A 12,486-nucleotide genomic window follows, 5' to 3' on the forward strand; every position below is an offset into this window, starting at 1 on the left:
GCAGCTTCAAGTAGGAAGGGGATAGATAAGGATATCGAATGCAAGGATGGATCGTTGTTCCTGTTTCACTCGCTTACCTAGGTGTACTGTTTCTCGTCGCTTGGTACGGTGACCGGCAAACCAAGTGGTTGGCGAAATGGCGACCGTGGATCTATAGCCTATCGATTGCGGTGTACTGTACTTCTTGGACTTTCTACGGCACGGTCGGTCAAGCAAGCAATAACCCTTGGTCATTCCTACCTATCTATATTGCGCCTATTTTAGTTTTTACATTGGGCTGGCGCATGCTTGCCCGTTTGATTCTTATCGCCAAGCGTGAACACATTACCTCTATTGCTGATTTTATCGGTGCTCGTTATGGCAAATCGCAAGGATTAGCGGTTGCCATTACCCTTATTGCCGTGGTCGGCATTTTGCCCTATATCGCGTTGCAACTGCGTGGGATCACCATGGGGCTCAATATTGTTGCGCCCAATTTGGCTGAACAATTTGGTTATCAGGATTATCACGTATCATGGTTTGTGGTCGCTGCATTGGCGGTATTTACCATGCTGTTTGGCACGCGTCATATCGATAATACGGAACACCACCGCGGTATGATGATGGCCATCGCCTTTGAGTCGATCGTTAAATTATTCGCCTTTCTAGCGGTTGGAGTATTCATCGTCTATTTAGCTTGGCAACGGGATAGTGTTGATTTACAAACGATTGCAGAGCAAACCTACCAAGCACCGAATTGGCCAACACTGCTGATCCACACCTTGCTCACCATGATGGCTATCATCTGTTTACCGCGTCAGTTTCATACCATGGTGGTGGAAAATGAGCGAGCACAAGATCTACATACTGCACGTTGGTTGTTCCCCTTGTATTTGATTTTGATGGGGTTATTTGTTCTGCCCATCGCTTGGGTCGGTCAGAGTCTACTCAGTGGCAGTCTGGCAGATACTTATGTGATCAGCGTGCCGATGTCTGTTGGCGCTGAAAATATTGCGTTGTTGGCCTTTGTCGGAGGTACTTCAGCGGCGAGTGGTATGGTCATTGTATCGACTATTGCTTTAGCCATTATGGTTTCTAACGACTTGGTGATGCCGTTACTTCTTCGGCGTATGCGCTTAACTCAGCGTAATTATCGTCATTTCTCTGGCTTGTTGCTGATTATTCGCCGAGCGTTAATCTTGCTGCTGCTATTTGGCGCATGGGGCTTTTATCAAGCGTTGGACTCTATTCGCTCATTGTCGGCGATTGGCTTTCTATCATTTGCCGCGATTGCACAATTTGCCCCAGCACTGGTTGGTGGTATGTATTGGCGAGAGGGCAATCGTAAAGGGGTTTATGTTGGCCTTGCGGTAGGGTTTACCTTGTGGATCATCACCTTAATGACTCAAACCGACATGCTGGCCGGAGACGCGCAGAGTAACTTGTTATTGTGGGTGATCACCCCTCCTGAAGCGTTGAGTTCGTGGGGGCTTGCAAATTCAGATTGGGGGATGGTGCTCAGTGTAGCGCTAAATACTCTGTGTTATGTCGTGGTGTCATCACTCACTCGCCCAAGCCTAAGTGAGCGCTTACAATCGGCAGCATTTGTCGGTACGCCACTACCAGAGAGTGAAAATATCAGCTTGTACCAAAACCGCGTTACGGTGGCTGAGCTTGAAATGCTTGCCTCACGTTTTGTCGGACGAACACGCGTACGCACTGCTTTTCGGCAATATTGGAGTTTGCAACGTGAAACCATGCTGCCAAATCAACAAGCACCATCGACTTTAATTCGTCATACCGAAAGGGTGCTGGCTGGTGTTTTTGGTGCATCGTCAGCCAAGTTAGTGCTCACTTCTGCCCTACAAGGCCGCAATATGCAGCTGGAAGAAGTTGCCACCATCGTCGATGAAGCATCCGAGCTGTACGACTTTAGTCGCGGCTTGCTTCAAGGGGCGATAGAACATATTGGTCAAGGAATTGCGGTGGTTGATAAACAGCTACGGCTGGTGGCATGGAATCAACGTTATTTAGAGCTGTTTGAATTTCCGGCTGGGCTTATCCAAGTTGGGCGACCAATAGCGGATGTTATTCGGCACAATGCACAGCAAGGTTTGTGTGGTCCGGGGGATCCTGAAGAACATGTGCGGCGCCGTGTTTATTACCTTGAGCAGGGTTCGCGTCATACCTCATCACGTATCCGCCCTGATGGACGAGTGATTGAAGTGCAAGGTAACCCAATGCCCGGTGGCGGTTTTGTGATGAGCTTTACCGATATCACTGTATTCCGCGATGCAGAACAAGCACTCAAAGAAGCCAATGAGACGCTAGAAGAGCGCGTGCATGAACGTACTCAAGAGCTAGAGGCACTCAATAAACGCTTGGTTACCGCAACCCAAAAATCTGAACAAGAGTCGCAATCCAAATCGCGTTTTTTAGCGGCTGTTAGCCATGATTTAATGCAGCCTCTTAATGCGGCGCGTTTGTTTGCTTCCTCATTGTCGGAAGTGGCGAAAGAGGCTGAAGATAAAAAGTTAGCCGGTTACATCGAAAGCTCGCTCGAAGCGGCGGAAGATTTGATTGGTGATTTGTTGGATATCTCTCGTTTGGAATCCGGTAAGCTTGATACTCATCGCCATAGTTTTGCGATTAATGACGTGCTTGCCAATCTTAATGCTGAGTTCAGTGCGTTAGCCAAACAGCAGGGGATTGATTTTACCTTGATCCCATCGTCACTTTACGTGATGTCTGATCCGAAATTACTACGCCGTGTCATACAAAACTTTCTCACCAATGCTTTTCGTTATAACCCACGTGGTAAAGTGCTGCTTGGCGTGCGACGAGTTGAAGGTCGAGTTCGGATTGATGTGTGGGACAACGGGATCGGTATAGAAGAAGATAAACAACAGGAAATTTTTGAAGAGTTCAACCGTGGTAGCCAGGTGCGCTCTGATCAAGGTCTTGGTTTGGGGTTAGCGATCTCGAAAGGGATTGCTCATGTGCTTGGTCATCAAATTTCAATGCGCTCTTGGGCTGGAAAAGGGAGCGTATTTTCGATCACACTGGATAAATCTGAGCCCGCAGAGCAACAACCAGCAGTGCCGATCACACAACAAGCTCAATCAAATCTCAATCATTTGCGCGTATTGTGCGTGGATAACGAACCCGATATTTTAGTGGGAATGGAAGATTTACTAGCAAGGTGGGGATGTGATGTGAAGGTCGCCGTTGATTTGATGCAAAGCTTAAAAGCATTGGAAGATAACTGGGTCCCAGACGTGATCTTATCGGATTACCGTTTAGATAATGGGCGTACGGGCTTAGAAGTGTTGCAGCAGTGTCGCTTGCGCCTAGGCGACTGTTTTGAAGGCGTTATCATCAGCGCGGATCGCACCGATGATATGCTGGAAGGCATTAAATCAAATGGATTTAGTTTTATCCCTAAACCTGTTAAACCACTGAAATTACGAGCGGTATTGAATCGCGTGAGCTAATGATGCCAATCGTAGTAATATGATATAAAAAGCCGATGCAGAGCATCGGCTTTATCGTTATCAACATTATTTGTACTTCAGAGCTAATCCCTACAATTGAACTCGTCAGTGTTCGTGATTAATGGTCGTGAGCTTGGCCTGCACCTTTAGGGAAGCGGATAGACTCAACCATATCTTGTACTTCTGTTGGTACTTCTGCGGTGAACTTATTGACCACAATCGAGACCACGAAGTTCAAACACATACCTAGCGTACCAATCCCTTCAGGGCTGATACCGAATAGCCAGTTGTCCGGAGTGCTGGCCGCTGGGTTGATAAACTTGAAGTAGATGATGTAAGCCGCAGTGAAAGCAATGCCTGCCAACATACCTGCAATCGCCCCTTCTTTGTTCATCTTCTTATAGAAGATACCTAGGATGATGGCAGGGAAGAAGGAGGCGGCTGCCAAGCCGAAGGCAAATGCCACCACCTGAGCCACGAAGCCGGGGGGGTTAATACCCAAGTAACCAGCACCAACAATGGCGACTACCGCTGCAAGACGCGCAGCCAAGAGCTCTTGTTTGTCGGTCATATCAGGTTTAATGCCTTTCTTCAGCAAATCGTGCGAAATGGATGTTGAGATAACCAACAATAGACCAGCCGCAGTTGATAGTGCCGCTGCTAAGCCACCAGCCGCCAGTAAGCCTACAACCCAGTTTGGTAGTTTTGCAAGCTCTGGTGATGCTAATACAATGATGTCACGGTTGATTTTCATCTCGTTACGTTCATCGCCAGAATAGAACATTCTGCCATCGCCGTTCTTATCTTCCCAACCGACAAGACCTGTGCTTTCCCAGTTTTTGTACCAGCTTGGTGCTTCTTCACCGGGTACACCTTGCATGTCTGGACCGTTAATAGTGTCGATCATGTTGACGCGAGCAAATGCCGCTACGCCAGGTGCCGTGGTGTAAAGTAATGAAATAAAGAGTAGCGCCCAACCTGCAGAGATACGTGCATCGCGTACTTTTGGTACAGTAAAGAAGCGAATAATAACGTGCGGTAGACCTGCTGTACCAACCATAAGTGCTGCACAGATAAAGAACACATCGACCATGCTCTTATTACCTTCGGTGTACGCGGTAAAGCCAAGCTCTTGCGTCAGACCGTCCAGTTTATCGAGCAAGTACACATCTGAGCCGGTGATGGTCGAACCCATACCAATTTGTGGAAATGGATTACCCGTCATCATAATAGAGGTAAAGATAGCTGGCACAAGGAAAGCGAAAATGAGTACACAGAATTGAGCAACCTGCGTATAAGTGATGCCTTTCATGCCGCCAAGTACTGCGTAGAAGAACACAATACCCATACCGATGATGATCCCCATGTTGATGTCTACTTCAAGGAAGCGAGAGAACACCACGCCCACACCACGCATTTGACCTGCTACATAAGTGAAGGAGATAAAAATGGCACAGAACACCGCAACCATGCGCGCGGTTTTTGAGTAGTAACGTTCGCCAATGAAATCTGGCACGGTGAATTGACCAAATTTACGAAGGTAAGGTGCTAAACAAAGCGCCAGTAATACATAGCCGCCTGTCCAACCCATCAAGTACACCGCACCATCGTAACCGACGAATGAAATGATACCTGCCATAGAGATAAACGATGCTGCCGACATCCAGTCTGCTGCGGTTGCCATGCCGTTAGCGACGGGGTGAACACCGCCTCCTGCAACGTAGAATTCACTGGTGGATCCTGCACGAGCCCAAATTGCGATGCCGATATAAAGTGCGAACGTAATACCGACAAGAATAAACGTCCAAGTTTGAATATCCATTTCTAAAACCTCTTAGTCTTCTTGTACGTTATATTTCTTGTCGAGCGCATTCATGCGCGCAACGTAAATAAAGATTAAGGCAACAAAGGTGTAGATTGACCCTTGTTGTGCGAACCAGAATCCTAATTTAAAACCGCCTAAATGAATCGTATTGAGCGCATCGACAAATAAAACGCCAGCTCCATACGATACCAAGAACCACACAGCTAAGAGTGACCCCATTATTCCTAAGTTTTCCTTCCAGTAGGCTTGCGCGTGTTCTGTAGATTCGAACGACATGGCCTTCTCCTTCCGTTTGCATATGGTGATATTTATCGTGTTAACGTAATGTTACGCACTTAAGATAGCAGCGAAAAATCAACAGATCTGTGCAACTTTAGTCGGGCGTTGGAAAATAAAAAGCGCCCGTAAAATGGGCGCTTAGTGGTAGATAAGGTGAAAATGTTAATGTTAATGTTTTGTTGACTTAGCCTAAGGTCTAAGGTTAGAAATAAAAATCTTTAATGCCGAGCAATAAATTATACCGCGGTAAAATGCAGCCGACGTTGATGTTTACTGCTCGGTTTCCATCTGTTGTAGCAAAATTACCGCTTGGGTGCGGTTTTTTACCCCCAACTTACGGAAAATAGCCGTCATGTGCGCTTTGATGGTGGCTTCTGAAACATGCAGTTCATAAGCGATCTGCTTATTTAGCAAGCCGTCAGATAGCATACCCAGCACTTTATATTGCTGAGGCGTAAGGGCGGCTAATTTTTCGGCCAAATCATTACACGCGGCTTTATTGGTAATTAAGCCTTCGGGGAAGAATGGGTCACCAGCTAATACCTGATTTAAGGCGTTAATCAGGGCGCGCATATCACTTGATTTAGGAATGAAGCCAAAAGCGCCGTGGCTTTTTACTTGTGATACCACGGAGGATTCTTCACTGGCAGAGATAACCACAATTGGTAAGTCAGGGTACTCCGCTCTTAAATGAATCAGCCCCGACATGCCGTTGGCTCCCGGCATTTTTAGATCCAGTAGTAGCAAGTCTGGCTCGGGCTCTTTCTCAAGCAAGGCGAGCAGTGCATCAAGCGAGTCAGCTTCGAGTAGATTGGCACCACTTATCGCCATATGCACAGATTGAAACAGAGCATTGCGGAATAATGGGTGGTCGTCAGCAATAATGATGGTGTAGGTCGAATCCATGACGTTTTACACTTTTAACAATTTCGTTAAATAGATTATTGTCCGCGATGGCTTGTTGGACAATCGTTATGCGTTAAAAGTCTGAACCTTATCCACTTTTATCTGAGACAGAGTGAATATTTACCGCTCGTTTGTTTTACTGTTCAAACGAGCGGCCGACAAGGCTAACGTTTCGTTTAAAGTTGGTGGTCAGCGAGATGCGTTAAAAAGCGATCAGCGCGCATAAAACCAGTAATTCGAGCACTTGGAAGTGCTTCACCCTGTGCGTTCCAAAACTCAATCGTTGGTAAGCCGAGCACTCCCATTGCTTTTAGTAGCTCAATATCTTGAGGTTGGTTGTTGGTCACGTCAGCTTGCAATAACACAAAGTGCTGTAGCTTTTGTCCCACCTCTTGCTGGTGGAATGTGTACTTCTCAAACTCTTTACACGCCACGCACCAGTCGGCATAGAAGTCGAGCATGACGGGTTTACCCGCTATTTTGGCTTGGCTCAGTTGCAGGTTTAGTTCTGACACATTATTGATGCGAATAAATTCAATACTAGGTTGCTGTTGGGTTGTTTGCTGATCATGCCCAAACCAGAGATCAAGTGCAGGTTGTGCGGAAGCAAATAGCCCAAGTACCGCAATAATGCCGATAACACTCTGTTTCCAACCACCAAAAGGCAGGGTGTTTTTGCAATGATAAAGCCAGCCAAAAGCGACGATACCTAGTGCAGACCACAGCGCTGTTGACCAGAATTCTGGTAGTAGGCGTTCAAGCAAAAATATCGGAGCTGCAAGCAATATAAAGCCGAACAGTGTTTTGACTTTATCCATCCAGCCGCCAGCTTTTGGCAGTAGTTTGTTACCAAATACGGCCACTAGCATTAGTGGGATTCCCATCCCCATCGCTAATGCATACAGCGCAACACCACCAGTGAGTAAGTCACCACTTTGAGCCACATACAGCAATGCACCCGATAGCGGTGCGGTAGTGCAGGGTGAGCAAACTAAACCTGAAATAGCACCCATAGCGAATACACCAGCACTGTTTCCACCTTGCTGTTTATTGCTGAGGTTATTGAGCCAGGTTTGTATGCCACTTGGAAGTTGAATGGTGTAAAGACCAAACATCGAAAGGGCGAGTAATACAAACAAGGCACTGAGGCCAATCAACACATAAGGATGTTGCATCGCCGCTTGAAATTGTAAACCAGCTGAAGCGACAACAAGGCCGAGCAAGGTGTAGGTCAAAGCCATGCCTTGCACATAAATAAACGATAAACCGAGCGCACGGCGATGGGAAAGTTTACCGCCACCCAATACAATACTGGTCAAAATTGGGTACATAGGCAATACGCATGGTGTAAAAGCAAGGCCAACCCCAAGCGCTAAAAACAGCAGCGGTGTCCACCAGTTATCTGCCAAGCTAGAAGCAAGGCTATCTTGCTCTGTAACCGGAGGTGTTGCTGCCTTTGTTATCGAAACGGATTGCGGTTGAGATGCTGCCGGTGGTGCAATATTGGTGTTGGCAATCGCTTGCAGGTCAACTACCCGAGTTTCTGGAGGGTAGCAAAAGCCGGCTTTGGCACAACCTTGATATTGCACCATTAGCTTGCCATTGGTCTGCACATTATCAAGCGCTACATTCACAAACAGAGGCTGAGTGTAGATCTTTACATCACCGAAAAACTCATCGTGATAAGGCTGACCATCAACCATATCGACTTTGCCGACAGTCGCGTTTTCTCCGCTGATACTGATACGGTCTTGGTACAGGTAGTAACCCTCTTTTACCTGCCAATCAATGAAGACTTGTTTTCCCTGCTGATAAGCATTAAATGGGAAAGCTTTATCAACTGGAACAAACTGATTATTAGACGAAGCAAGGCTAATTGTATTGCTATTATCAAATGGATTGTCGTTACCAAACACGGCTAATGCGGGTTGAGAAAGGGTCAATAAACCGAGTAGTAAAAATGAAAAGAATGAGCGCATAAAAAGTCGAGTCTTCACAAGGTTAGAGGCATCTTAACCCAATCAGACCGATTGTAGGTGGAATAAGTTTCATCAAACCGTAAATGTTTTGATGATTCAGTAAGCACTGACGGAGCTGGGATGATTTTTAATTTATTGAAATTAAAAACAGTAAATACCCCATCTTCAAAAAATGGGGTTATTTGCTGTTGGCTGTTGATTGCATTCGATTTAACGCACACCAAGGCGTGCTTTTACTACCGTTTCACAGGCATCAATATTGTTGGTGTCTTTAGGGATAATCAATACCGTGTCGTTGCCCCCTACGGTACCTAAAATTTCTGTGTGTGGGTCAATATCAACCAACCGCGCGACTAATTGCGCGCTACCGGGGTGAGTTTTTACAATCACCATGGATTGGTTATGGGTGATAAATTCAATTTGCGATGAGATAGAGGATTCAACTCGAACCGGCGCAGTTTCTACGGTAATGCAGTACACTTTTTTGCCACACGCATTTTGCACTTTTACTACACCCAACTGGGAGAGTAAGCGTGAAACAGTGGATTGACTGATCCCTTCATAGCCTAGTTCGACCAATTTAAGTCGAAGCTCATTTTGATTTGAGAAACTCTGCTGCTGTAACAGTTTTTTGCAAGCGGCAGCTAATGTTTTTTCATCGGTTTGCATTGCACCGTGGGGAATTTTTCTATTCACGGGCTGTTCCTTTCTATACGCGCAATGGCGTTTGAGGGTGTTGGTGATCCTTACCATGCCAGCACACTCCCAAAGCCATAGAGTGTGAATTCATCTTGTTCGTTTTGTGTGCAGTAGTGTGTCACGGTTGAAAAAATAAACTCGTTATCCCCTTATTACTTAACATGGCAGCGGTGTTGATTTGCGAATTTGTAAGTGCAAATTTTTGAGGGGTATATCTGAGTGAAACAGACCGTGATTATTCCTATTCATTAAAGGAATACCACATTATGCTGGTAGAGTATCATTAATAAATTATCTTATTGTTGCTGAGGATCACCAAATAATAAACGGGATTGTTGGTGGTTGATTGGTGTTTCATCTGGTTTTTATGGAAGATTATTCATTGTGAAATGAATGATGTGAGCGGAGTGCCCAACGCACTTGGCATGCGTTGGGTAAGTATGTGGAATTAGCGATATTCGGTCATGATCTCACGAGAGAAAACTTTCTCGCAGTAGTGACATTTAAGCTGGACACTTTCCTGTTTGCTCTGCACTTTAAAGCGGCTTGCGACAGGTTCACCGTGTGAAATACAGTTGCTATTTGGGCAACTGAATACCCCATCAATTCGTTCTGGTAGTGTCAAAGTCAGTTTGTTCACCACTTTGTATTCTTCAATTTGGTTGACGGTCGCTTTCGGTGCATAAAGTGCTAATTGGTTGGCTTGCTCTTTACTTAAATAGATGTTTTCAATCTTAATTAGGTCTTTATGACCTTGTGCTGAAGAAGGTAAGTTGAGGCCAATGGTCACACGCTGATTAGTTTCATTTAACTTAAACAGAGAGAGAATTTTGATCCCAAGGTTGGCAGGAATATGGTCAATTACGCTACCGTTACGAATCGCTTCAACTTGCAATTGGGTTTCTTTTACCATGATATTGTCTCCTGCTTATAGGTTTGGGTTTAGGACGAGAGCCAGTAGCGCTTCACGCGCGTACACACCGTTTTCGGCTTGTTGGAAGTAGTAGGCGTAAGGTGTTTTATCGACGTCGGTAGTAATTTCATCAACACGTGGCAGTGGGTGTAGTACTTTCAAATTATCACGCGCTTCTTTGAGTGTGTCTGTGGTTAGGATATACGCTGATTTCATGTGTGCGTATTCAGACTCATCAAAACGTTCTTTTTGTACGCGAGTCATATAAAGCACATCCAGCTCCGCTATCACCTCTTCGATGTTACTGTGGGTACTAAAGCGAATGCCTGCCTCACTGAGTTCTTCACAGATGTAATCTGGCATGGCGAGCACTTCTGGTGCGATAAAGAAAAAGCGCACGTTGTTGAATTTTGATAACGCCTGAGTCAAAGAGTGTACGGTGCGGCCATATTTTAAATCACCAACGAATGCGACGTTTAGATTGTCGAGTGTGCCTTGTGTTTCGTAAATAGAGAATAGATCGAGCAAGGTTTGTGTTGGGTGTTGATTTGCACCGTCACCACCGTTGACCACTGGGACTCCGTTGGAAAATTCAGATGCTAAACGAGCAGCCCCTTCTTGTGGATGACGCATCACAAATGCATCAACATAAGAAGAAATGACTTGTACTGAGTCGGCCAAGGTTTCGCCTTTTTTGGCAAGAGAGGTGTTACCACCATTATCAAACCCAATTACAGTGCCACCCAAACGTTGCACCGCGGTTTCAAACGATAAACGAGTTCGTGTTGAAGGTTCGAAGAAGCAGCTTGCTACCACTTTATTCTTGAGCAGTTCTGGATTCGGTTCAGCCTTGAGCCTAGTTGCTGTATCTACAATCAGTTCCAGTTCTTTGCGGCTTAGTTCTGGAATGGAGATGATATGTTTATTAAATAACGAATGCGCCATAACGTGTCTTCCCTCTATGTCATTCTCTTCAGCGTAGGGTTGAAGAGAAATTTTGCTCAAAAAAAAGCCCCCTAAAATAGGAGGCTTCAAAAACGATCAAAACAGAAAAATAAAACGGCTAATTCCACCAGTGCCGGGCGTAATAAATGGCGTTGATAGTGACAGTACCGGTTCATTTTCTGCTCTATTTTGACAAATTGCGAAGGATTATACGGACAAAAACCTGCCTTGCAATAGGGTTTTGAAAATATCCAAAAAAATGGATTTTTATGCGAAATCGGCTCGTTTTTGTTGTGTTTTCAATTGTGTTGTCAACACAAGCGTGAGGTGGTTTTTTTGGAATTTAGTGATGAAAAAAAATGCGAGCTTTATTCAAGCCCGCATTGAGTTAAACATCGAAGAGAGGTAATGGTTGATTAATTACCTAAGGTTGCAACCATAATTGCTTTAATAGTGTGCATGCGGTTTTCAGCTTCATCGAACACAATAGAATGCTCAGATTCGATCACTTCATCAGTCACTTCCACACCTTTTGCTAATACTGGGTAGTCTTTAGCAAGTTGTTTACCAACGGTTGTGTCTTCACCGTGGAAAGCTGGCAAGCAGTGCATGAATTTCACATGTGGGTTGCCCGTTGCTTTAAGCATTGCCATGTTAACTTGGTAAGGCAGCATCATTTCGATACGCTCAGCCCATGCTTCTTTCGCTTCACCCATTGATACCCACACATCGGTGTAAAGGAAATCACAGCCTTGAACGCCTTCTTGTACATCATCAGTTAGCGTGATTTTCGCACCAGTTTCCTGTGCGATAGCGCGACATTCAGCGACTAATTCATCGGTTGGCCAGAATGCTTTTGGCGCAACAAGGCGAATATCCATACCCATTTTCGCAGCACCAACCATTAGCGAGTTACCCATGTTGTTGCGCGCATCGCCTAGGTACGCAAATTTCATTTCATGCAGACGTTTGCCACGGCCATGTTCAGTCATGGTCAAGAAGTCAGCTAAGATTTGTGTTGGGTGGAATTCGTCAGTTAAGCCGTTCCATACTGGCACGCCAGCGTAAGCGCCAAGCTCTTCAACGATTTCTTGACCAAAGCCACGGTATTCGATGCCGTCATACATACGGCCCAATACGCGAGCCGTATCTTTCATTGATTCTTTATGACCGATTTGAGAGCCTGAAGGGCCTAAGTAAGATACTTGAGCGCCTTGGTCAAACGCCGCGACTTCGAATGCACAACGAGTACGAGTCGATGTTTTTTCAAAGATAAGCGCGATGTTTTTGCCTTTTAGGCGTGGCTGTTCGTAGCCGTTGTATTTAGCTTTTTTCAACTCAAGTGACAGATCCAATAAGTGTTGGATTTCGCGTGGGGTGAAGTCTAGTAGTTTTAGAAAGTTACGATTGCGTAGGTTAAAAGCCATGATCTTATCCTCATTTGTAACGCTTTCTTCTGATGAGAGA

General features: G+C 45.5%; 9 protein-coding genes. 1 reads left to right on the top strand and 8 read right to left on the bottom strand.

Going from position 1 to position 12,486, the window contains the following annotated elements:
- Window positions 1–38: 38 nt before the first annotated feature.
- On the top strand, window positions 39–3,473 hold the full coding sequence (locus AACW06_RS03160; RefSeq protein WP_192073955.1) for a PAS domain-containing hybrid sensor histidine kinase/response regulator: 3,435 nt from the start codon (window positions 39–41) through the stop codon (window positions 3,471–3,473).
- A 118-nt stretch (window positions 3,474–3,591) separates the two neighbouring features.
- On the opposite strand, the gene AACW06_RS03165 is transcribed toward AACW06_RS03160, so the two are convergent.
- The 8 genes from AACW06_RS03165 to AACW06_RS03200 all read right to left on the bottom strand — a co-directional run bounded on the left by AACW06_RS03165 (window position 3,592) and on the right by AACW06_RS03200 (window position 12,446).
- The gene (locus tag AACW06_RS03165; RefSeq protein WP_172533283.1) at window positions 3,592–5,295 is read right to left on the bottom strand and encodes a sodium:solute symporter family protein; all 1,704 of its coding nucleotides are present in this window, start codon (window positions 5,293–5,295) and stop codon (window positions 3,592–3,594) included.
- A gap of 12 nt (window positions 5,296–5,307) precedes the next feature.
- Window positions 5,308–5,574 carry a DUF4212 domain-containing protein gene (locus tag AACW06_RS03170; RefSeq protein ID WP_053309638.1) on the bottom strand — a complete coding sequence of 89 codons (267 nt, stop codon included), beginning with the start codon at window positions 5,572–5,574 and terminating at the stop codon, window positions 5,308–5,310.
- Window positions 5,575–5,847: 273 nt separating this feature from the next.
- Window positions 5,848–6,483 carry a response regulator transcription factor gene (locus AACW06_RS03175; RefSeq protein WP_192073956.1) on the bottom strand — a complete coding sequence of 212 codons (636 nt, stop codon included), beginning with the start codon at window positions 6,481–6,483 and terminating at the stop codon, window positions 5,848–5,850.
- Between the two features lie 176 nt (window positions 6,484–6,659).
- Window positions 6,660–8,462: a protein-disulfide reductase DsbD gene (locus AACW06_RS03180; protein WP_192074022.1), complete on the bottom strand. Its 1,803-nt coding sequence runs from the start codon at window positions 8,460–8,462 to the stop codon at window positions 6,660–6,662.
- A 210-nt stretch (window positions 8,463–8,672) separates the two neighbouring features.
- On the bottom strand, window positions 8,673–9,131 hold the full coding sequence (locus AACW06_RS03185) for an arginine repressor (protein ID WP_192074023.1): 459 nt from the start codon (window positions 9,129–9,131) through the stop codon (window positions 8,673–8,675).
- A 478-nt stretch (window positions 9,132–9,609) separates the two neighbouring features.
- Complete coding sequence (gene pyrI / locus AACW06_RS03190; protein ID WP_192073957.1) at window positions 9,610–10,074, bottom strand: aspartate carbamoyltransferase regulatory subunit; 465 nt, start codon at window positions 10,072–10,074, stop codon at window positions 9,610–9,612.
- A 15-nt stretch (window positions 10,075–10,089) separates the two neighbouring features.
- Window positions 10,090–11,019: an aspartate carbamoyltransferase gene (gene pyrB / locus AACW06_RS03195; RefSeq protein ID WP_192073958.1), complete on the bottom strand. Its 930-nt coding sequence runs from the start codon at window positions 11,017–11,019 to the stop codon at window positions 10,090–10,092.
- Window positions 11,020–11,435: 416 nt separating this feature from the next.
- Window positions 11,436–12,446 (bottom strand): ornithine carbamoyltransferase, encoded by a 1,011-nt coding sequence (locus AACW06_RS03200; RefSeq protein ID WP_192073959.1) that lies wholly within the window; start codon window positions 12,444–12,446, stop codon window positions 11,436–11,438.
- Window positions 12,447–12,486 lie beyond the last annotated feature (40 nt).

It is taken from the genome of Vibrio sp. S12_S33 (assembly GCF_963889785.1).
Taxonomy (GTDB): Bacteria; Pseudomonadota; Gammaproteobacteria; order Enterobacterales; family Vibrionaceae; genus Vibrio; species Vibrio aestuarianus.